Origin of the sequence: Anaeromyxobacter sp. SG17, from assembly GCF_022690695.1 — a bacterium.
GTDB classification, from domain to species: Bacteria; Myxococcota; Myxococcia; order Myxococcales; family Anaeromyxobacteraceae; genus Anaeromyxobacter; species Anaeromyxobacter soli.
The window spans coordinates 1-21,148 of sequence record NZ_JALCYX010000039.1 but is presented as its reverse complement, the minus strand read 5'-3'; the positions used below and the strand labels follow the sequence as shown (position 1 = coordinate 21,148).

20 protein-coding genes and 1 pseudogene are annotated in these 21,148 nt (G+C 74.3%); 18 read left to right on the top strand and 3 right to left on the bottom strand.

All coding sequences use genetic code 11. The features are described from left to right. The first annotated feature begins 16 nt into the window (after positions 1–16). The 13 genes from MNY60_RS14730 (at position 17) to MNY60_RS14670 (ending at position 13,367) form a co-directional block, all read left to right on the top strand. Positions 17–511, top strand: a complete 495-nt coding sequence (locus tag MNY60_RS14730) for a PTS sugar transporter subunit IIB (protein ID WP_242341082.1) — start codon at positions 17–19, stop codon at positions 509–511. Positions 512–521: 10 nt separating this feature from the next. Continuing rightward, positions 522–1,226: a PTS sugar transporter subunit IIC gene (locus MNY60_RS14725; protein ID WP_242341081.1), complete on the top strand. Its 705-nt coding sequence runs from the start codon at positions 522–524 to the stop codon at positions 1,224–1,226. Beyond that, positions 1,223–1,990, top strand: coding sequence for a PTS system mannose/fructose/sorbose family transporter subunit IID (locus tag MNY60_RS14720; protein ID WP_242341080.1), 768 nt, complete (start codon positions 1,223–1,225; stop codon positions 1,988–1,990). The genes MNY60_RS14725 and MNY60_RS14720 overlap by 4 nt, the downstream gene beginning before the upstream one ends. A gap of 4 nt (positions 1,991–1,994) precedes the next feature. After that, the gene (locus MNY60_RS14715) at positions 1,995–2,267 is read left to right on the top strand and encodes an HPr family phosphocarrier protein (protein ID WP_242341079.1); all 273 of its coding nucleotides are present in this window, start codon (positions 1,995–1,997) and stop codon (positions 2,265–2,267) included. Next, complete coding sequence (gene ptsP / locus MNY60_RS14710; RefSeq protein ID WP_242341078.1) at positions 2,264–4,063, top strand: phosphoenolpyruvate--protein phosphotransferase; 1,800 nt, start codon at positions 2,264–2,266, stop codon at positions 4,061–4,063. The genes MNY60_RS14715 and ptsP overlap by 4 nt, the downstream gene beginning before the upstream one ends. 164 nt (positions 4,064–4,227) lie before the next feature. Next, on the top strand, positions 4,228–5,397 hold the full coding sequence (gene metK, locus MNY60_RS14705) for a methionine adenosyltransferase (RefSeq protein WP_242341077.1): 1,170 nt from the start codon (positions 4,228–4,230) through the stop codon (positions 5,395–5,397). A 293-nt stretch (positions 5,398–5,690) separates the two neighbouring features. Then, positions 5,691–6,659, top strand: a complete 969-nt coding sequence (locus MNY60_RS14700; RefSeq protein WP_242341076.1) for a metalloregulator ArsR/SmtB family transcription factor — start codon at positions 5,691–5,693, stop codon at positions 6,657–6,659. Positions 6,660–6,709: 50 nt separating this feature from the next. Then, entirely contained in the window at positions 6,710–8,191 is a 1,482-nt protein-coding gene (gene ahcY, locus MNY60_RS14695) for an adenosylhomocysteinase (RefSeq protein WP_242341075.1), read from the top strand. Positions 8,192–8,337: 146 nt separating this feature from the next. Further along, positions 8,338–9,255 carry an undecaprenyl-diphosphate phosphatase gene (locus tag MNY60_RS14690; RefSeq protein WP_242341074.1) on the top strand — a complete coding sequence of 306 codons (918 nt, stop codon included), beginning with the start codon at positions 8,338–8,340 and terminating at the stop codon, positions 9,253–9,255. After that, positions 9,252–9,842 (top strand): CoA pyrophosphatase, encoded by a 591-nt coding sequence (locus tag MNY60_RS14685; RefSeq protein ID WP_242360944.1) that lies wholly within the window; start codon positions 9,252–9,254, stop codon positions 9,840–9,842. The genes MNY60_RS14690 and MNY60_RS14685 overlap by 4 nt, the downstream gene beginning before the upstream one ends. Beyond that, a complete protein-coding gene (locus tag MNY60_RS14680; RefSeq protein ID WP_242357011.1) occupies positions 9,839–10,930 on the top strand; it encodes a mannose-1-phosphate guanylyltransferase in 1,092 nt (363 codons plus the stop codon). Before MNY60_RS14685 ends, MNY60_RS14680 begins: the two co-directional genes overlap by 4 nt. Positions 10,931–11,034: 104 nt before the next feature. Then, entirely contained in the window at positions 11,035–12,405 is a 1,371-nt protein-coding gene (locus MNY60_RS14675) for a phosphomannomutase/phosphoglucomutase (RefSeq protein ID WP_242357013.1), read from the top strand. Positions 12,406–12,407: 2 nt separating this feature from the next. Then, positions 12,408–13,367 carry an ROK family protein gene (locus MNY60_RS14670; protein WP_242341472.1) on the top strand — a complete coding sequence of 320 codons (960 nt, stop codon included), beginning with the start codon at positions 12,408–12,410 and terminating at the stop codon, positions 13,365–13,367. Between the two features lie 3 nt (positions 13,368–13,370). Here the strand turns inward: MNY60_RS14670 and MNY60_RS14665 are convergent, their stop codons facing one another. From MNY60_RS14665 to MNY60_RS14655, 3 genes are read right to left on the bottom strand one after another with little or no spacing between them, the layout of a single operon-like run. Continuing rightward, positions 13,371–14,162 carry an energy transducer TonB gene (locus tag MNY60_RS14665; RefSeq protein WP_242360942.1) on the bottom strand — a complete coding sequence of 264 codons (792 nt, stop codon included), beginning with the start codon at positions 14,160–14,162 and terminating at the stop codon, positions 13,371–13,373. Positions 14,163–14,165: 3 nt separating this feature from the next. Beyond that, entirely contained in the window at positions 14,166–14,579 is a 414-nt protein-coding gene (locus MNY60_RS14660; protein WP_242341565.1) for a biopolymer transporter ExbD, read from the bottom strand. A 3-nt stretch (positions 14,580–14,582) separates the two neighbouring features. Beyond that, on the bottom strand, positions 14,583–15,212 hold the full coding sequence (locus tag MNY60_RS14655) for a MotA/TolQ/ExbB proton channel family protein (RefSeq protein ID WP_242341564.1): 630 nt from the start codon (positions 15,210–15,212) through the stop codon (positions 14,583–14,585). Between the two features lie 238 nt (positions 15,213–15,450). On the opposite strand from MNY60_RS14655, the gene MNY60_RS14650 reads away from it, so the two are divergent. From MNY60_RS14650 to MNY60_RS14630, 5 genes and pseudogenes are all read left to right on the top strand, one after another. Next, entirely contained in the window at positions 15,451–15,600 is a 150-nt protein-coding gene (locus tag MNY60_RS14650) for a hypothetical protein (protein ID WP_242341563.1), read from the top strand. An 85-nt stretch (positions 15,601–15,685) separates the two neighbouring features. Continuing rightward, positions 15,686–17,167, top strand: coding sequence for an NFACT RNA binding domain-containing protein (locus MNY60_RS14645; RefSeq protein ID WP_242360940.1), 1,482 nt, complete (start codon positions 15,686–15,688; stop codon positions 17,165–17,167). A 132-nt stretch (positions 17,168–17,299) separates the two neighbouring features. Further along, complete coding sequence (locus MNY60_RS14640) at positions 17,300–18,058, top strand: hypothetical protein (RefSeq protein ID WP_242341492.1); 759 nt, start codon at positions 17,300–17,302, stop codon at positions 18,056–18,058. Positions 18,059–18,157: 99 nt separating this feature from the next. After that, positions 18,158–20,188 (top strand): outer membrane protein assembly factor, encoded by a 2,031-nt coding sequence (locus MNY60_RS14635; RefSeq protein ID WP_242341493.1) that lies wholly within the window; start codon positions 18,158–18,160, stop codon positions 20,186–20,188. Beyond that, positions 20,188–21,148 (top strand): annotated as a pseudogene (locus MNY60_RS14630) (translocation/assembly module TamB); the annotation flags it as partial. The gene MNY60_RS14635 and the pseudogene MNY60_RS14630, both read left to right, overlap by 1 nt.

Sequence of the window (21,148 nt, the reverse complement as noted above, 5' to 3'; positions counted from 1 at the left end):
CAGCCGTCTCTACCCCGTGATCTCCCTCGTCCGCGTCGACAACCGGCTCCTCCACGGCCAGGTGCTCGAGACCTGGCTCCCTCGCCTGGGGGTGAAGGAAGTGGTCGTGGCGGACGACGAGGCCGCGTCGAGCGTGCTCGCCCGCGCGGCGATGACCCTGTGCGTCCCGCCCGAGCTGCCGGTGCGGATCGAGCCGCTGCGGGCGATCGACTTCGGGGCGCTCGCGGAGTCCGACCGGCCCGTGCTCGTGCTCGTGCGCGACGTCGCCCAGCTCGCCGAGGCCCGCGCCGCCGGCCTCACGCCGGCGCGGGCGCGGCTCCTCAACGTGGGCAACGTGCACTTCGGCCCGGGGCGCAGGGCCGTCACGCCCTCGGTTTTCCTGTCGGAGGACGAGATCCGGACGCTGCGCGAGCTGGCCGCGGCGGGCTTCGAGGTGGAAGCCCGCTCGGTGCCCACCGAAGCCCCCGCGGGGATCGACGAGATCGAACGCCGGTACGCCGCGGCCCGTTAGGTTACACTGCTTGGGCTTGTCCTACCTCGTCCTAGGGGTCGTCGCGGGCCTCGCCGCGATCGAGCGCAAAGGCTTTCTGCAGGCCATGCTCTCGCGGCCCATCGCGCTCGCGCCGATGACCGGCTGGGCGCTCGGCGATCCGCACGGCGGTCTCCTCGTGGCCCCACCGCTCGAGCTGCTCTGGCTCGGCGCGGTGAACCTCGGCGCGGCGTTGCCGGTGCACGAGGCGCTCGGCACGGTGGCCATCACGGGCGGCGCGGTCCTCGCCGGGCGCGCGCTCGGCGTGGGCGTCTCGCCGGAGGTGGCGATCCTGGCCGTGCTCCTCTGCGCGCCGCTCGCCCACCTCGGGCGCGTCGCGGACCGCTTCGTCGAGCTCTGGAACGATCGGCTGGCGGTGCGCGCCGAGGCCGCCCTCGCGGGGGGCGATGCACGCGCCGCGGTGCGCTGGAACCTCCACGGGCTCGTGGCCCCGTTCGCCGTCGCCGCGCTCCTCGCGCCCGCCGGCGCCGCCCTCGCCGCGGTGGTGATCCCCGCGTTCCTGCGCGCGGTACCCGGCGCGACCGGACCGCTCAGGCTCGGCTTCTTCGCCTTCGCGGCGCTCGCCGCCGCCTCGGGCGCGAAGGCGCTCCGCGCGCGCGAGGCGCCGCGCTTCTTCTACGGCGCCCTCGGCGGCGCGCTCGCGGCGGGGCTGCTCATCGGGGGGGTCCTGTCGTGAGCCCGGCCCGCGTCCCCCCAAGGACGCTCGCCCGCGTGTTCTGGCGTTGCCTGTTCCTGCAGGCCGCCTGGAACCGGCGCGGCATGCAGAACCTCGGCTTCGCCTACGCGATCGAGCCGGCGCTCGCCGCCCTCTATCCGGAGCCCGGGCGGCGGCGCGAGGCGCTCGAGCGCCACCTCCAGTTCTTCAACTGCCATCCGTTCATGGCCGCCGCCATCGTGGGCGGCGCGATCCACCACGAGGAGCGGGTCGCCGCCGGCGAGGAGCCGCCCGGCGCCGCCATCCGCTACAAGACCACGCTGCAGGGGCCGCTCGCGGCGCTCGGCGACGGCTTCTTCTGGACGGCGCTCCGCCCGTTCTGCGGCGCGCTCGGCGCCGCCGGCGCGCTCGTCGTCGGCGTCCCCGCCATCGTGGCGGCCGTCCTCCTCTACAACGTCATCCACCTCTCCCTGCGCCTCGGGCTGTTCCGCGCCGCCTACCGCGGCGGAGACGCCGTCGTCCCGGTGATCGCGCGGCTCGGGCTGCCCCTCGCGGCCGACCGCCTGCGCGCCGCCGGCGTCGCCCTGTGCGGCGTCGCGGCGGCCATCGTCGTCCTCCGCGGCGCGGGCGCGGCGGGGGCCGCGGCCGGGATCGTCGCGGCGCTCGTGGCCGGGACCGGCTACGCCGCGCTCGCCCGCGGCGCGCGCCTCCTCCCCACCGCCTACGTCGCCGCCCTCGCGGGCATCGCGGTGGCGGTGGCGGGCCACCTCCACTGGAGCAGCTAGCCGCATGCCGAGGCACGAGCGCACCTTCGTCATCGTCAACTCGCTGGGGCTCCACGCCCGCGCCGCGGCGCAGCTCGTCCAGACGGCGAACCGCTTCCGCTCCGAGATCCACGTCGAGAAGGACGGGATGCAGGTGAACGGGAAGAGCATCATGGGCGTGCTCACGCTCGCGGCCGCGAAGGGCTCCTCCATCGTCGTGCTCGTGGAGGGAGAGGACGCCGACTCGGCGATGACCGCGCTCGCGAAGGTGATCGAGAACGGGTTCGGAGAGAAATGACGCCGGCCTCCGCCTCCATCCTCGTCGGCATCGCCGCGTCCCCCGGGATCGCGATCGGGCGCTGCTGGCCGGTGGACCGGCGGCGGGTGCGTGCGCCGAAGCGCCGGCTCGCCCCGGAGGAGGTGGAGAGCGAGCTCGCCCGGCTGCGCACCGCGCTCGAGATCTCGGATCTGCAGCTCGCGGAGGTGCGCGAGAAGGTGGAGCGGGCGCAGGGGGCGCAGGGCGGCGCCGAGCACACCGCCATCATCGACATGCACCGGATGATGCTGAAGGACGAGATGCTCGTCCTCGAGGCGCAGCGGCTCATCCGGGAGGACCGCATCAACGCGGAGTGGGCGGTGAAGCGGGCCGTCCGCAAGATCAAGAGCGCCTTCCACGAGCTGGCGGACGAGTACTTCAAGGAGCGCCGCGCCGACGTGGACTACGTCGGCGAGCGCGTCATCAAGAACCTCCTCGGCCAGGCGCCCGACGTGGAGGAGCCGCCGCCCGAGGGCGCGATCATCGTCGCGCACGACCTCTCGCCGGCCGACACCGCGCTCCTGCTCCACGAGCGCAAGGTCGCCGCGTTCGTGACCGACACCGGCGCGAAGACCTCGCACACCGCCATCGTCGCGCGCGCCCTCGAGGTGCCGGCGGTGGTGGGCGTGGGGCGCATCACCACGCTCGCCAGCCGCGGCGACTGGATCGCCGTCGACGGCAGCCGCGGCGTGGTGGTGATCAACCCGTCCCCCGGCGACCGCGTCGAGTACGAGGTCGCGCGGGAGCGGTTCCTCGAGGCGGAGCAGGTGCTGCTCCGCACGCGCGATCTCCCGGCCCGCACGCTCGACGACGTCACCGTGCGGCTCGCCGGCAACATCGAGTTCGTGGAGGAGGTCCCGAGCCTCGTGGCGCACGGCGGCGAGGCGGTGGGGCTCTACCGCACCGAGTTCCTGTTCCTCGGCCGCCACGACCTCCCCGGCGAGGGCGAGCAGTATCAGAGCTACCGCCGCGTCCTCGAGGCGCTCGCGCCGAAGCCGGTGACGATCCGCACCTTCGACCTCGGCGGCGACAAGCTGCCGGTGGGGATGCGCGTGCCGGCGGAGAACCCCGCGCTCGGCCTGCGGGCGATCCGCTACTGCCTGCGCCAGCCGGAGATGTTCCGCATCCAGCTGCGCGCCCTCCTGCGCGCGTCGGTGCACGGGAACCTCCGCATCATGTTCCCCATGATCTCGGGGGTCGCCGAGCTGCGCGCCGCGCGCCGGCTCCTCGGCGAGGTGCGCGAGGAGCTGCGCCGCGAGGGCGTGGCGGTGCGCGACGACGTGCCGGTGGGGATCATGATCGAGCTGCCCTCCGCGGCGCTCATCGCCGACCGGCTCGCCAACGAGTGCGACTTCTTCTCCATCGGCACGAACGACCTCATCCAGTACGCGCTCGGGATCGACCGCCAGAACAAGGACGTCGCCTACCTGTACAAGCCGCTCCACCTCGCGGTGCTGCGGATGCTGAAGCAGATCTGCGACGCGGCGCAGGCGGTGGGGATCCCGGTCTCGATGTGCGGCGAGATGGCAGGCGAGCCGACCAACGCGCTCGTGCTCATCGGCCTGGGCGTCTCCGAGCTGTCGATGAACGGCTCCGCCATCCCGCTCGTGAAGCGCGTGATCCGCGCCGCGCGCGCCGAGGACGGTCGCGCCCTCGTCGAGCGGCTCCTCTCGTTCACGACCGCCGACGACATCGAGCGCGAGGTGCGCACCGAGATGCTCCGCCGCTTCCCGGAGCTGCTCGAGGCCGAGCCGGCGCTCGGCCCCGTGTCAGGGTAGGGGAAGGACCCCTCGCCCGTCCGCCCGGCGGCACGATCGCGCGCTCCCAAAGCGCGTCCGCAGAGCCGCAAGACGCGCGCGGTGGAGGACCGTCCGTCATATTGACAGGGTCCGCCCCCGCCGCGTACCTTCGCCACCCCCACGCCCACCGGAGAACCCGTCCGATGCCGCACACCGACTACCTCTTCACCTCCGAGTCCGTCACCGAGGGCCATCCCGACAAGATGGCGGACCAGATCTCGGACGCGGTCCTCGACGCGGTGCTCGCGCAGGACAAGAAGGGGCGCGTCGCCTGCGAGACGCTCCTCAAGACCGGCTACGTGATGATCGCGGGCGAGATCACGACGAGCGCCCGCATCGAGTACCCGAAGCTCGCGCGCGAGGTCGTGAAGCGCATCGGCTACGTCTCCGGGGAGATGGGCTTCGACGGCAACACCTGCGGCGTGCTGGTCGCGGTGGACCAGCAGTCGCCCGACATCGGCCAGGGCGTCGACGTCGGCGGCGCGGGCGACCAGGGCATGATGTTCGGCTACGCCTGCGACGAGACGGCGGAGCTCATGCCGGCGCCCATCCAGTACGCGCACGCCGTGACGCGCCAGCTCGCCAAGTCGCGCCGCGCCGGGCTCGACTTCCTCCGCCCCGACGGCAAGAGCCAGGTGACGGTCGAGTACCGCAGCGGCAAGGTCGCGCGCATCGACACGGTGGTGGTCTCGACGCAGCACGCGGAGAGCGTCTCGAACCGCAAGCTCCACGCCGCCATCCGCGAGGAGGTCATCGCGAAGGCGCTGCCGAAGAAGCTCGTCGACAAGAAGACCAAGATCTTCATCAACCCCACCGGCCGCTTCGTGATCGGCGGGCCCATGGGCGACACGGGCGTCACCGGCCGCAAGATCATCGTGGACACCTACGGCGGCATGGGCCGCCACGGCGGCGGCGCCTTCAGCGGCAAGGATCCGTCGAAGGTGGATCGCTCCGCCGCGTACATGGGCCGCCACATCGCGAAGAACGTCGTCGCGGCCGGGCTCGCGCGCCGCTGCGAGGTGCAGGTCGCCTACGCCATCGGCGTCGCCGAGCCCGTCTCGGTGATGGTCGAGACGTTCGGCACCGCCCTCGTCCCGGAGGAGCGCATCGCCCAGGCCGTCCGCGAGGTGTTCGGCCTCACGCCCAAGCAGATCATCGAGGGCCTCGACCTCCTGCGGCCGATCTACGAGAAGACCGCCGCCTACGGCCACTTCGGCCGGACCGAGAAGGAGTTCAGCTGGGAGCGCACCGACAAGAAGGACGCGCTCCGCGACGCCGCCGGCGGCAAGGTCCGCGCGGTCGCCGGCGCCTGAACGGATCTTGCGGGGGCTGCGCCCCCGCCCCGACGACGGCTGGCCGCCGTCCTCGGGGCCCCACCCCTGCTCGCCGGGTACGTGCGCCGCCGCGTGGCGGCTGCGCCGCGAACGCGGCAGCGCCCGGGCGGGCTCGCTGCGCTCGCCGGAATTCGGCCGACGCCCGCCCGCGCCGTCGCCTCCTCGAGGGCCCGCACCCGGAAACGGGGCGGGCCCTCTTCCTTCGTGGGGCGACGGGGCGTCCTTGACCGCCGCGGGGTCCGCGCCATATATCCGTCCATCCGGATGGAACGATGACCGTTGCCGCCCCCGCCCGTCCCCCCGCGGACGCCCTCCTCGGCTGGATGGAGGGGCTCGCCGATCCCACCCGGCTCAGGCTCCTGCACGCCCTCGAGCGCAAGGAGCTCTCGGTCCTCGAGCTCTGCGAGGTGCTGGCGCTGCCCCAGTCCACCGTCTCCCGCCACCTCAAGGTCCTCTCCGGCCAGGGCTGGCTCGTGAGCCGACGGCAGGGGACCCAGAGCCTCTACGGGTTCGCAGAGGACGTCGCGCCGGGCGCCCGCCGGCTCTGGCTCCTCGCCCGCGCGGAGAGCGAGGGCTGGCCGGCGGTGAGGCAGGACGCCGGACGGCTGCAGGCGGTCCGGGCCCGCCGGGACGGCGCCGAGCGCTTCTTCGCGGGCGCGGCGGCGGCGTGGGACAAGCTCCGCGCCGAGGTGTACGGCCCGGGCGTCGCGCGCGAGGCGCTCCTCGCGCTCCTGCCCGCCTCCTGGACGGTCGCCGATCTCGGCTGCGGCACCGGCGCGCTCGCGGCCGACCTCGCGCCGCGCGTGCGCCAGGTGCTCGCGGTCGACCAGTCCGGCGCGATGCTCCGCGCCGCGCGCCGTCGCTGCGCCGCGCTGCCCAACGTCGAGCTGCACGAGGCGCGGCTCGAGGCCCTGCCCATCGCCGACGGGCGCTGCGACGCCGCGCTGCTCGTGCTCGTCCTCGCCTATCTCGACGACCCCGCGCCCGCGCTCCGCGAGGCGGCCCGCGTGCTCGCCCCGGGCGGCCGGCTCGTCGTCGTGGACGCCGCCCGCCACGCCGACGCCGCGCTCCGCCGCCGGATGGGCCAGGTCCGCCCCGGCTTCGCGCCGGAGGAGCTGGAGGCGCTCCTCGCCGCCGCCGGCCTCGCCGCCGTGCGCGTCCGCGCCCTCCCGCCCGAGCCCGGCGCCCGCGGGCCCGGCCTCGTCGTCGCGACGGCCGAGCGCGCCGCGCGCCGCCGCTGACCGAAGATCTTCACGACCCACTACACGAAGCCACGAGCAAGGAGAGCACCATGGCCGTCCCCGCCGCCCGGAAGAAGCAGCTGAAGCCGCCCGCCGCGCCCGTCGAGCACCGCGTGAAGGACCTCGCGCTCGCCGACTGGGGCCGCAAGGAGATCGAGCTCGCCGAGAAGGAGATGCCCGGCCTCATGGCGGTGCGGCGCGAGTACGCGCGCAAGAAGCCGCTCGCCGGCCAGCGCATCACCGGCTCGCTGCACATGACCATCCAGACCGCGGTGCTCATCGAGACGCTCGCGGAGCTCGGCGCCGAGGTGCGCTGGGCGAGCTGCAACATCTTCTCGACCCAGGATCACGCCGCCGCGGCGGTGGTGGTCGGGCGCGGCGGCAGCCCGGAGGCGCCGCGCGGCGTGCCGGTCTTCGCCTGGAAGGGCGAGACGCTCGAGGAGTACTGGGACTGCACCGAGCGGGCCCTCGACTTCGGCGCCGGCAAGGGGCCGACGCAGATCGTGGACGACGGCGGCGACGCGACGCTCCTCATCCACAAGGGCTTCGAGTTCGAGCAGGCCGGCAAGGTGCCGCGCGGCTCCGCCAGCGACTCCGAGGAGTACGCCGTCGTCCTGAAGCTCCTCGCCCGCGAGCTGAAGAAGGACCCGCAGCGCTGGACCCGCGTCGCGAAGGACTGCGCGGGCGTGACGGAGGAGACGACCACCGGCGTGCACCGGCTCTACGAGATGCAGAAGGCGGGCACGCTCCTCTTCCCCGCCATCAACGTGAACGACTCGGTGACGAAGTCCAAGTTCGACAACCTCTACGGCTGCCGCCACTCGCTCGTGGACGGGCTCAACCGCGCGGCCGACGTGATGCTCGCCGGCAAGCTCTGCGTGGTGTGCGGCTACGGCGACGTGGGCAAGGGCTGCGCGCAGGCGCTCCGCGGCCAGGGCGCGCGGGTGGTGGTGACCGAGGTCGATCCCATCAACGCGCTGCAGGCGTCGATGGAGGGCTACCAGGTCGTGCGCGTCGAGGACGTGGTGAAGGAGGCGGACGTGTTCGTGACCGCCACCGGCAACCTCGACGTCATCACCGTCGAGCACCTGAAGCAGATGAAGGACTGCGCGATCGTCGGCAACATCGGCCACTTCGACAACGAGATCGACATCGCGGGGCTGAAGAAGGTGCCGGGCGTGGAGAAGGTGAACATCAAGCCGCAGTACGACGCCTTCGTGTTCCCCGACGGCCACCGCGTGCTCGTCCTCGCCGAGGGCCGGCTCCTCAACCTCGGCTGCGCGACCGGCCACCCCTCGTTCGTGATGTCGAACTCCTTCACGAACCAGACGCTCGCCCAGCTCGAGCTCGCCACGAACCGGGCGGCCTACGAGAAGAAGGTCTACGTGCTCCCGAAGCACCTCGACGAGAAGGTCGCGGCGCTGCACCTCGAGCAGATCGGCGCGAAGCTCACCAGGCTCACGAAGAAGCAGGCGAGCTACCTCGGCGTGCCGCCGAACGGCCCGTTCAAGCCCGATCACTATCGTTACTAGCTCCAGCGCGGGGGCTCGCGGCCGCCACGGTCGCGAGCCCCGCCAGGTCGACGCCGCGAGCGGGGCGGCTCCGGTGGAAGGGCCCCGCGGGCGGGAAGTCCGCGCGTTGATGATCCGGGGACTGTGGACTAGGGTTCGGTCCGCGCATGAGCCTCCTCGCCGCCGTCTTCCTCGGGATCCTCCAGGCCGCGACCGAGTTCCTCCCGGTCTCGTCCACCGCCCACCTGCTCGTGTTCGGCGAGCTGCTCGGTCACGACCTCGCCGATCCGCGCTTCCGCGCGTTCGCCACCATCATCCAGACGGGCACCACCCTCGCGGTGCTCGTGTACTTCCGCACCGAGATCTACGCGCTCGCGGTGGCGGGCCTGCGCTCGCTCGCCCGGCGCCGGCCGCTCGAGACGCCACAGTCGCGCCTCGCCTGGTTCATCGTGCTCGGCACGATCCCCGCGGCCGTGCTGGGCAAGCTGTTCGAGAAGCGCATCGAGGCGCTCGGGAACTGGGTCATCGCCGGCTCGCTCGTCGCGCTCGGGCTCGTGCTCCTCGCCGCGGAGCGGTACGCGCGCCACCTGCGCCACGTCGAGGACGTGCGCGCCGTGGACGCGGTGCTCATCGGCGTCGGCCAGGCGCTGGCGCTCGTCCCGGGCAGCTCGCGCTCCGGCACGACCATCACCACCGGCATGCTGCTCGGCTTCACGCGCGAGGCGGCGGCGCGCTTCAGCTTCCTCCTCTCGGTGCCGATCATCCTCGGCGCGGGGGCCTACAAGCTGTGGAAGACCGTGCCGGTGCTGCGCGGCGAGCCGGGCTGGGCCCTCGCCACGCTCGTCGGCACGGCGGTGTCCGCGGTCGCGGGCTACCTCGTCATCGACTGGCTCCTCGGCTGGCTGCGCACCCGCACCACCCACGTGTTCGTGGTCTGGCGGATCGCCGCCGGCGTCGCGCTCGCGATCCTCATCTGGCAGGGCGTGCTCCCGGCCGGCGAGCACCCGGCGCCGCCCGCGCCGGCGACCGCCGCGGCCCACGCAGGAGCCGCGCCGGCGCCGCTCGGCGCCGCGCTCCGCCGATGAGCCTCGCGGCGCTGCGGACCGCGCTCGCGGCGCGCGCGCCGGGCCTCGCGCCGCTCGACGAGATCCGCCCGGGGGCGATGCCGCCGGGCGGCTTCCTGCGCGCCGCGGTGCTCGTCCCGCTGCACGCGAAGGACGACGCGCCGCACGTCCTCCTCACCCGCCGCACCCGGCACCTCCGCCGTCACCCCGGCCAGATCAGCTTCCCCGGCGGCCGGGTCGATCCGGAGGAGGAGCACCTCGCCGCGGCGCTGCGCGAGGCGCGCGAGGAGATCGGCCTCGATCCCGCCCAGGCGGAGGTGATGGGGCGGCTCTCCGAGACGCTCGTGCTCACCTCCGCGTTCTGCTTGACGCCCTGGGTGGCGACCGTGCCATATCCCTACCCCTACGCGGCGGCGGCCCACGAGGTGGAGGAGATCCTCCACGTGCCGTTCGCGGCGCTGCTCGCGCCGGGCGCGCACCGGACCGAGCGCGCCGAGGCGTGGGGGCTGCCCGTGGACGTCCACTTCTTCAGCGTCGGCGGCGACACGATCTGGGGGGCGACCGCCCGCATCCTGGCGGAGCTCCTCTCCATCTGGAGGACCCTGTGAAGATCCACCCCGTCATCATGGCCGGCGGCTCCGGCACCCGCTTCTGGCCGCTCTCCCGCAAGGACCGGCCGAAGCAGTTCCTCCGCCTCGCCGGCGACGCGCCGCTCCTCGCCGCGACGGTGGCGCGCCTCCCGCCGCTCGCCCGGGCCGACCGCACCTGGGTCGTGTGCGGGCCGCAGCACGCCGCCGCGGCGCGGCGGATGCTCCCCCAGCTGCCGAAGGATCACTTCATCGTCGAGCCCTGCGCGCGCAACACCGCGCCGTGCGTCGGCCTCGCCGCGCTCCACGTGGCGGCCCGCGATCCGCAGGGGATCATGGCGATGCTCCCCGCCGACCACCACATCGCCAAGCCCGCCGCGTTCCGCGACGCGATCGCGGCGGGCGCGCAGCTCGCCGAGCGCGGCGCCATCGCCACCATCGGCATCCGCCCGTCGCGGCCGGAGACCGGCTACGGCTACCTGAAGCTCGGGCCGCGCCTCGCGGCGCGCGGCGGCAAGGGTGCCCCGCGGCTCCACGCGTTCAAGGTGGAGCGCTTCGTCGAGAAGCCGGACGCGAAGACCGCGGCGCGCTACCTCGCCGACGGCTCCTACCTCTGGAACTCCGGCATCTTCGTCTTCCGCGCCGACGTCATCCTCGAGGAGATCCGGCGCGCGATGCCGGTCCTGGGCGAGCAGCTCGCGCAGATCGCCGCGGCGCTGGGGACCCCGGCGTACGCCCGCACCCTGAAGCGCGTCTTCCCCGAGTGCCCGTCCATCTCCATCGACTATGGCGTCATGGAGAAGAGCGATCGCATCGCGGTGGTGCCCGCGGACTTCGGCTGGAGCGACGTGGGCAGCTTCGCGGCGCTCCCCGACGTGCGGAGCACGGACGCGACCGGGAACGTCGCCGAGGGCGACGCGCTCGTCATCGACGGAAGGAACAACGTCGTCATCGCCACGGAGGGCCGCCCCGTCGCGGTCATCGGCCTCGACGAGGTGGTGGTGGTGGACGCCGGGGACGCCATCCTCGTCTGCCGCCGCGACCGGGCGCAGGACGTGCGCAAGGCGGTGGAGGAGCTCACCCGCCGAGGCCGCGACGAGGTGCTCTGATTCGGGGGGGCCGCGCGCGCCCCTTCGTGCTAGACAGCGCCCGTTCGCCCCGTCGTGGCGCGCCGCGGGGGGCGGCACGACATTACTCGCACCGGAGGACCCCCATGGCGACGCTCTCCCCGACGATCTTCCGCGAGTACGACATCCGCGGGCTCGTCGATCAGGACCTCACGGAGGAGGCCGTTCACCTCGTCGGGAAGGCGCTGGGCACGCGCATCCGCGAGGCGGGCGGGCGCAAGGCGGCCGTGGGGAGGGACGCGCGCCTCTCGGGTGAGCGCTTCCGCGACGCGATGGTGTCGGCGCTCGCCTCCACCGGGGTGGACGTGCTCGACCTCGGCGTCGTGCCGACCCCGCTCACCTACTTCGCGGCCCACACCGCGGGCGTGGACGGGATCTGCATGATCACCGGCTCGCACAACCCGCCGGAGTACAACGGCCTCAAGGTCGGCCTGGGCGCGGCGACCTTCCACGGCGAGGAGATCCAGGCGCTGCGCCGGCTCGCCGAGTCCGGGAAGTTCGCCACCGGGGCGGGGAAGGTGACGCCCTACGACGTCGTCGCCCCCTACCGGAAGTACGTGCAGGAGAACCTCCGCCTCGGCGGCCGCAAGCTCAAGGTGGTCGTGGACGCCGGGAACGGGACGGGCGGCGTCATCGCGGTGCCGATCTTCGAGGCGCTCGGGATCGAGGTGGTGCCGCTCTTCGTAGAGATGGACGGCCGCTTCCCGAACCACCACCCGGACCCCACGGTGGAGAAGAACCTCGAGCACCTGAAGGCGAAGGTGCTGGAGACGAAGGCGGACCTCGGCATCGCCTACGACGGCGACGCGGACCGGGTGGGCGCGGTGGACGAGAAGGGGAACGTGCTCTGGGGCGACCAGATCATGATCCTCTTCTCCCGCGCGCTGCTCGCGGAGCAGCCCGGCGCCGCCATCGTCGGCGAGGTGAAGTGCTCGATGTCGCTCTACGACGACATCGCGAAGCGCGGCGGCCGCGGGATCATGTGGAAGGCCGGGCACAGCCTCATCAAGGCGAAGATGAAGGAGGAGCACGCGCTGCTCGCCGGCGAGATGAGCGGGCACATCTTCTTCGCCCACCGCTGGTTCGGGTTCGACGACGGGATCTACTCGTCGGGGCGGCTCGTCGAGCTGCTCTCCCGGACGAGCGCGCCGCTCTCCGCCCTCCTCGCCGACGTGCCGCGGACCGAGTCGACGCCGGAGCTGCGGGTCGACTGCCCCGAGGACAAGAAGTTCGAGGTGGTGCGGCGGGCGCAGGAGTTCTTCTCCGGGCGCTACGAGGCGGTGACCGTGGACGGCGTGCGCGTCGTCTTCCCCGACGGCTGGGGCCTCGTGCGCGCGTCGAACACGCAGCCCCTGCTCGTCCTGCGCTTCGAGGCGCGCACGCGGGAGCGGCTCGACGAGATCGAGCGGCTCGTGCGCGGCAAGGTGCAGGAGATCATGCGCGAGCTGGGGGCGTAGCGATGCCGCTCGGGATCGGCGTGGACCTCGGCGGGACGAACGCCCGCGCTGCGGTGGTCGACACCGACACGGGCGAGATCGTCGCCGCCCACAAGGAGCCGCTCCGCGAGCGCGAGCCGTCGCGCGTCGTCGCCGTCGTGCAGCACGCCATCGCCGAGGCGTCGGCCGCGGCGGGGCTCGCCACAGGGGCGGTGGGCGCGGTGGGAGTGGGCGTCGCCGGCCAGTGCCTCGGGCGCACCGGCGTCGTCCTGAACGCGCCGAACCTGGGCTGGCGCGACGTCGCCTTCGGCGCGCTGCTCTGCGACGCGCTCGGGCTGCCGGTGCGGGTGGCGAACGACCTCTCGGTCGCCGCGTGGGGCGAGAAGCGCTTCGGCGCGGCCAAGGGGCTCGACGACGTCGTGCTCGTGTTCGTCGGCTCCGGCGTGGGCTCCGGGCTCATCCTGGACGGCCGCCTCTACGACGGCGCGCAGGGCGTCGCGGGCGAGTTCGGCCACGTGAAGGTCTGCCCGCTCCGGCCGGAGACGTCGGTGCGGCGCTGCGGCTGCGGCGACTGGGGCTGCCTCGAGGCCTACACCTCCGGCGTGAACGTCGCCGCGCGGGTGCGGGAGGAGATCGCCGCGGGCGCCCGCACCGCCATCTTCGAGCGCGTGGCGGGCGATCTCGGCCGGGTGAACGCGAGCCTCGTCGACGACGCCTACCGCGAGGGCGACGCCTACGCGCGGGCGCTCTGGGGGGAGGTCGGCGAGCTCCTCGGCACCGCCATCGCGAACCTCGTCACGCTCCTCAACCCGGCCCGGCTCATCCTCGGCGGCGGCGTCCTGCTCGGCAGCCCCGCGCTCGGCGACCTCGTGCGCAGCGCGTTCGACGAGAAGGTCTCGAAGTCCGCGGTGAAGCAGCTCAGCATCGAGCACGCCTGGCTGGGGGATGATGCCGGGGTGATCGGAGCCGCAGTACTGCCCTGATTGCTAGGGCAGCTCGTAGCGGACCGTGTAGCGCAGCCGCGTCGCCACGCGCTCCTCGCCGCGGCGGGCGGGCTCGAAGCGGCAGTGGCGCTTCACGCCCGCGACGGCCGCCTCCCCCAGGCCGTGGCCGGGCTCCTCCACCACCTTCGCCTCGGCGACGCGGCCCGCCTCGTCCACGACGAGCGTCAGCACCACGCGCCCCTCCACCCCGGCGCGGCGGGCGGCCTCGGGGTACTCGGCCTGCGGGATCTCGCAGGCGACCGGGCGGGGCAGGGTCGTCACCTGTGCCGGGGGGACGTATCGCTCGGAGCGGTAGGCCTGGACGTCCTCCGGCTCGGGGGCGGTGCGCGGCGCCTCGCCGTGGAGCGTGTTGCCGGCCGGGGCCGCGAAGCTCCCGCCCTCGGTGGTCGCCGACATCGAGACGCCGACCCGCACCGGGGCGCGCCTCGGCGCGTCGCGCGGGGGCTCGGTGTTGGGCGGGGGCGGCGCCGGATCGGGGCGCGCGAGGCGCGGCGCGTCGGGAGTCGCCGGGGCGCTCCGTCGCGGGACGGGGCGGCGAGGGATGGGCGCGGGCTCCGGCTCGCGCGGCGGCGCCGGCTCCGGCTCGCGCGGCGGCGCCGGCTCCGGGGTGGGGGCGGGCGGCTCCGGCGCGGGAGGCGGCGCGGCGTCGATCACCTCCACTCGGAGGTCCTCGCCGGGCGCGGGCAGGGGCGGCAGCCGGGAGAGCGCACCGAGCGCCGCGAGGTGGAGCGCGGCGGAGACGGCGTAGGCGAGGTGGGGCTCGAGGCGCCCCATCCGTCACCGCTCCCGCTCGACGTGGATGGCGAACCGCGTGACGCCGCCGTCGCGCACGAGGTCGATCGCGCGCACCACCGCGCCGTGCAGCGCGCCCTTGTCCGCCGAGATGATGGCGCGCGTGCCCGCGTCCTTGCGGACCGCCTCGCGCGTCCGCGCGACGACCTCCTGATCGTTCCGCTCGACCCCGTCCAGGAAGACCTTGCCGTCGCGCGTCAGCACGACGGTCAGGACGGTGCCGGTCGTCTCGCCGCCGTGGGCGGCCCGCGGCAGCTCGACCTCGATCGCCGCGCGGACGATGTACGTCGCCGTCACCATGAAGATGATGAGCAGGACGAGCACGACGTCGACGAGCGGCGTGACGTTGATGCCGCTGATGAGGTCGTCCTCGTCCTCGCCGCCGGAGAATCCGGCCATCGGTCACGCCTCCCTGACGGGGCGCGCCTCGAGGTGCGCGACCGCCGCGTGCCCGAGCGCCGTCGCGCGCTGCGCCGTGCGGCGGAGCCCGCGCTGGAACAGGTTGTAGGCGACCACCGCGGGGAGCGCCACGAACAGCCCGACCGCGGTGGCGACGAGCGCCTCGCTGATCCCTGCCATCACGGTGCCCGCGCCGGCCGCCCCCGGGTTGCGCGAGAGATCGACGAACGCCCGGATGATGCCGAGCACGGTGCCGAACAGGCCGATGAAGGGGGCGTTGTTGCCGAGGGTGCCGAGGAAGGCGAGCCGCCGCTCGTACTCGATGCGGGCCCGCTCGATCGTCCCCGACACGACCTCGCGGACGGCCTCGGGCCCCTTCGCGGCGTGCGTCACCGCGGCGCGCACCACGTCCGCCTCCATCCCGCGGCGTCCCGCCACGGCGGCGGCGGCGCCCGCGAGGTCCCCATCGAGGAGGCGCGCCTGCAGCGCGTCCACGTCGATCGCCCGGCGGGAGAGGAAGAAGGCGAGGCGCTCGATCATGATCCCGACCGAAGCGATCGAGAGGCCGATGAGGAGCCACAGCACCCACTCGGCGCCGAGGTTCGTGAACGCGAGGAGCTTCGTCTGGAGCATGGCTTCCCCTCTCTAAAACACCTGCGGGACGTAACGATCCGCACGTCGCGAAGTCAAGGCACGCAGGCGCGCGGGCGCGGCGCGCTCCGATCACCTTTCGTGAACCCATACGCGCCGCTTCACGGACCGCGAGACGATCTCTCGGACGATCGCGCCGCGCCTCCGCGCGTCGCGCGGGTGAAATTCGCGAGACGCTTGCTTGACGTGTGTGATCTCGGCGCGCTAACCTCCGCGCAACTTGTCCATTCTTGAATGTCCAGCGACAAGCGACATCGGATGGACGTTCCGAGGAGGGAACACGATGCCTGCGAAGAAGACGACGAAGAAGCCCGCCGCGAAGAAGACGACGACGAAGAAGAAGGCGGCGAAGAAGACCGCCAAGAAGTAGCGACGGCGCGCTTCATCGCGCAGCGCCGCGGCCGCCTCCGGGCGGCCGCTGCTTTTTTGGGGCCTTCGTCGTTAGGATCCGCGGCATGTCGCTTCACGCCGGAGAGATCGACGCGGTGGTCCGCGAGCTCGCCCCGCTCGCCGGAGCGCGCGTCGACGCGGTGCGGGTGCACGCCGAGCGGGCGCTGACCCTCGAGCTGTACGGCCGCTCCGGCCCTGCGCTGCTCCTCCTCTCCGCCGAGCCGGACGTCACGCGCCTCCACGCCGTGCGCGCACGCCCGCCGCAGCCGCCCTCGCCGTTCCCCTTCCAGGCCGTCCTGCGCCGCGAGATCGAGGGCGCGCGCCTCGTCGGCCTCGAGTCCTTGCCGGGCGATCGCGTGGTGGCCCTCGCTTTCGAGACGCCTCGCGGCGCGCTCCGCCTCGTCGGCGAGCTGACCGGGCGGCACGGGAACCTCTTCCTGCTCGGCGCCGACGGGATCATCCAGGCGAGCGCGGGGCGAAACCTCTCCCAGCGGCGCAAGCTCGTCCCGGGCGAGCCTTACGAGCCTCCCGCGAACCCGCCCGCCCGCCCGGAGCGGCCGCGCTTCACGCCCGACCTCGCCTCTCCCTTCCCGCTCTCGGCGGCGATCGAGGCGCACTACGCCACCCTCGAGCAGGACCGGATCGTCGCCGAGGCCCGCCGCCGGCTGCGCGAGCCGGTCCGCGCCGGGGTCGCCCGCGCAGGGCGCGCCCTCGCGAAGCTCGCGGAGGAGGCGGCGCGCGTCCCCGCCGCGGAGGCGGACCGGCGGATGGCGGACCTCCTGAAGCCGAACCTGCGCGCGGTGAAGCGGGGCGCGCGGGAGGTGACCGTCACCGAGTGGACGGAGGAGGGGCCGCGCGAGGTCCAGGTGGCGCTCGACCCGGCGCTCACGCCGCAGGCCAACCTGGAGCGGTACTACCGCCGCTACCGCCGGATCGTGGAGAGCGCCGCGCGGGTGGCGGCGCGCACGGCCGAGGTGCGCGGCCGCGAGGCGGCGCTCCGCGCGCTCCTCGGCGAGATCGACGGGGCGCCGCTCGAGGAGCTTTCGCGCCTCGAGCGCGAGGCGCGCCGGCTGGGGGCGGGCCCGCGGCCGCAGCAGCCCGCGCGCTCCCGGAGCGCCGCGGAGCGCGCGCGCGCCCGCGAGGAGGCGGTCCCCTACCGCGCGTTCCGCTCCGCGAGCGGCGCCGCGATCCTCGTCGGCCGCGGCGCGGCCGAGAACGACAGGCTCACCCTCCGCGTCGCGCGCGGCAACGACCTCTGGCTGCACGCGCGCGGGATCCCCGGCGCGCACGTCGTGGTGCGGCTCGAGAAGGGCCGCGGGCCGGACCAGGACACGCTCCTCGACGCCGCGAACCTCGCCGTGCACTTCTCCGATGCCCGCGGCGAGCCGCAGGCCGACGTGGCCTACACGCGCGCGAAGTTCGTCCGCAAGCAGAAGGGCGCCGCCCCGGGCGCGGTCACCTACAGCCAGGAGAAGGTCCTCCTGCTCCGGAGCGAGCCGCAGCGCGTCGAGCGGCTGCTCGCGGAGGAAGAGGGCACGGAGGGCTGAGTCTTCGAGGGTTCAGGGCGCGAGCACCGGCCGAGGCCCTGCCCGCCCGCCCGCACGACACCCGTGAGCCGCGCCGGTCGTGGGGGCGGCCCTTGATGGCGGGAGCCCCCCTCCGTAGGATCGGGCCCGCCCGTGCCCCGCCCCCCGCAGGCCAACCGACAGCTCGAGCTCTTCGACGCGCGCCGTGCGACGCGCGAGGCGAAGCTCTCCGCCGCGAGCCGGCTCGCCGACTCGCTCGCCGACATCCTGGCCGAGCGCGTGCGCCTCACCGTGCACGACAACCGCTCGACCATGGTGTCGTTCCGGCGCGGCCCGGCGGGGCTGCACTACCGCGTCCACCACATGTTCCTCGAGGCCCCCGGGGACGTCGTCCGGGCCCTCGCCGCGTTCGCGGGCCCCGCGCGCGGCGCCGCGGCCCGCCGGCGCGAGGCCGGCTCCCGCATCGACGCCTTCGTCCGGCACAACCGCGCGCGCATCGCCGTCCCGCGCGCCGATCGGCTGCAGCCGCGCGGTCGCGCCCATGATCTCCAGGCGATTTACGAGCGGCTCAACGGGGCCCACTTCGCCGGCGCCATCGAGGCGCGCATCGGATGGGGGCCGGTCCGCGGCGGGCGACGGCGCCGCACCGTGAAGACCGGGGTGTACGTGCAGGACGCGCGCATCATCCGCATCCACCCGACGCTGGACCGCCCCGAGGTGCCCGAGTTCTACGTGGCGATGGTGGTGTTCCACGAGATGCTCCACCAGGCGGTGCCGGCGCGGGAGGTGAACGGGCGCCGCGTCGTCCACGGCGCGGAGTTCCGCCGGCGCGAGCGCGCGTACCCGGACTTCACGCGGGCGAAGGCGTGGGAGGAGCGCAACCTCGGGTTGCTCCTCTCCGCGCCCGGGTAGGCGCGCAGTCACCGAGCGGCAACCCCCATCGGGCGCGCCGCCAGGCGCCCGAAACATGCCGGCGGTGCCCGCCGGGGTGGGCCATAATCCCGGGGCCCCATGGTGCGCCGCGCCGCCCCCGCGCTCGTCGTCCTCGTTGCGCTCCTCGCGCTCGGCGCGTCCGGCTGCCTTCGCGGTCGCGGCACCGCCAGCGAGCCCATCGTCACGAAGGTCGAGCTCACGGGCGTGAAGGCGCTCGACGCCGCGGACATCAAGGCGAAGCTCGCGACGCAGGAGCCGGCCGCGCCGCCGGGCGTCACCGGGCTCGTCGCGCGCCAGGGCTTCCGCCTCGATCCCGACGCGCTGGCGGTCGACCGGCGCCGGATCGAGGCCTACTACCGCGAGCGCGGCTACTACGAGGCGCGCGTCGAGGAGGTGAAGGTCCTGCCCGATGGGCGGGGCCGGGTGCGGGTGGAGCTGCGGATCTCGGAGGGGAAGCCGGTGCACGTCACCGAGGTGCGGGTCACCGGCCTCGACGATGCGCCCGACGCCCGCAAGCGGCTCGAGAAGCTGCCGCTCGAGGTGGGCGAGGTCTTCCGCGTGTCCGACTACGACCGGACGAAGGGGGCCATCACCTCGGCGCTCCGCACCACCGGCTGGGCGAACGCGGAGGTGAAGCAGTCCGCGCAGGTGCTCCCGCTCGAGGGGACCGCGCAGGTCACCTACGAGGTCACGCCGGGGCGACGCTTCCGCTTCGGGCCGATCTTCGTCGCGGGCACCGCCGCCGTCTCGCGTGACCTCATCCGCGAGCAGGCCTCCATCGACGTGACCGCGGGCGACTGGTTCGACGACTCGAAGCTGCCCAAGGCGCAGGCGCGCGTGTTCGACCTCGGCGTGTTCGCCGGCGTGCGGGTGACGCGCGGCACGCCGAACGTGGAGCGGGGGATCATCCCGGTGGTGGTCGCCGTGCGCGAGGCGCCGTTCCGCACCATCCGCGCGGGGCCGGGGCTCGGCATCGAGGCGACGCGCTGGGAGGCGCGCGCGAACGCGGGGTGGCAGCACCGGAACTTCCTCGGCGACCTGCGCAAGGTCGGGGTCGAGCTGCGCGCCGGCTACGCCTGGCTGCCGACCCCGTGGGCGCGGCAGCGCGAGGGGATCGTCGGCCAGCTCGGGCTCGAGTACCAGCAGCCCGCCGCCATCGCGCGCCGCATCGACGTGTCGAGCCGGGTGGAGCTCGAGCGCGGGCTCGAGGCCGCCTACGCCTTCTGGTCGGAGCGCGTCCAGCTCGGCCTTCCCGTCCGCATCGCGCCGCGCTGGACGTTCGTGCCCTCTTACAACCTGGAGGTGTACCAGCTCTCCCGCGAGCGCCAGGCCGTCGTGACGCCGACGCCGGGGCTGCCGGACGTGGAGACCCGGCCGCTCCTCGTCGGCTGCCCGAGCAGCGTCTGCCTGCTCTCCTACCTGGAGCAGCGGTTCGCCTGGGACGGCCGGAACGACCCGGTGAACACGCGGCGGGGCTACTACGTCGGGCTCTCGGTGCAGGAGGGCTTCCGGATCGTGAACATCGGCTATCGCTACCTGCGCCTCCTCCCGGAGGTGCGCGGGTTCTGGCCGCTGTCGCGGTCGCTCGTGCTCGGCGCGCGGGCGCGGGTCGGCGCGCTCGTCCCCCTCGCCGAGCCCGGCACGCCGCCCATCGTCGCGCGCTTCTACGCGGGCGGGCCGATCTCCATGCGCGGCTACTACACGCGCCGGATGTCGCCCATGGTGCAAGACAACAACAAGGACTGGGTGCCGATCGGCGGGAACGGGCTCGTCGACGGCTCGATCGAGCTGCGCTACGCGATCTCGGGCAGCTGGGGCGGGACGGTCTTCGTGGACGGCGCGAACGTGGCGGCGCCGAGCGCGAGCCGCACCGAGTGGCGCACCGTCCTCGATCCGCGCGACGTGCAGCTCGCCGCGGGCGCCGGGCTGCGCTACGGGACGCAGCTCGGCCCGATCGGGGTGGACGTGGGCATGCGGCTGCCGACGGACTTCTCCGCCGGCGTGCCGTTCAACCACCGCTTCCCGGCGGTCCCCTCGAACCCGAGCGCGCCGAGGGAGCACCGGGAGCCCATCGTCGCGGTGCACATCACCATCGGCGAGGCGTTCTAGTGCGCGCGCTCGCCGCCGCGCTCCGCCTCGCGGGCATCGCCCTCCTCGGCCTCGCGGCGCTCGTCGGGGTGCTCCTCTCCGCGGTCACCCTGTTCGCGACCTCCTCCTTCGGCCGCCCCATCGTCGCGCGGCTGGTGATCGGGCTCGTGGACGACGCGCTCGCCGGGAAGTTCGAGCTCGCGGCCCTCGTCGTGCGGGCGGACGGCGCGGTCGAGATCCGTGGCCTGCGCGTCGTCGATCCCGACGGGCACCTCGTGCTCGCCGTGGACCGGGCGCGCGTCGCCATCGACGTGACCCAGCTCCGCCGCGGCAGCGTGGGCCTCGCGGTCGCGCTCGAAGGGCCCACCGTGCTCCTCGAGGAGGAGGAGGGCGGGGGCCTCTCGCTCGCGCGCGCGTTCGCGTCGGCCCACCCGTCCCCGCCGCGCCCGGCACAGCCGCCGCAGGAGCCCGCGCCCGGCGGCGGCGGCCTGACGGTGCGCGTGACGTCGCTCGCCATCCGCGGCGGCGACGTGTGGTGGGTGGACGCGGACGGCGCGACGCGCCTCGAGGGTCGCGACCTCGACCTCGACGCTCGCGGGACGTGGGGCCCCACCGACGCCGACCTCGAGCTGCGCCTGCGCGGCGTGCAGGACCTGCCGATCGCCGCGCCGATCTCGCTCGACGTGGTGGCGGAGAAGCGGGGGAACCGCGTCCGGACGCGGCTCCTGCAGGCGAACCTGGGCGGTACGGCGGTCTCGCTCGTGGGGGACGTGGACGTCGCCACGCTCGCCGGGCGTGTCGCCATCACCCGGCTCGACGTCGCCCGCGACCAGGCGCGGGCGCTCCTGCCGCAGGTGGGCGGCGGCGCGGATCTCGCCGCCACGGTCTACGCCGAGTCGGACGGGGCGCGCCTCACCGCCGCCGCGCACGTCGAGCCCGGCGCCGACGCCGGCGGGCCCGCGGCGCCGCCCGGGCCGGGGC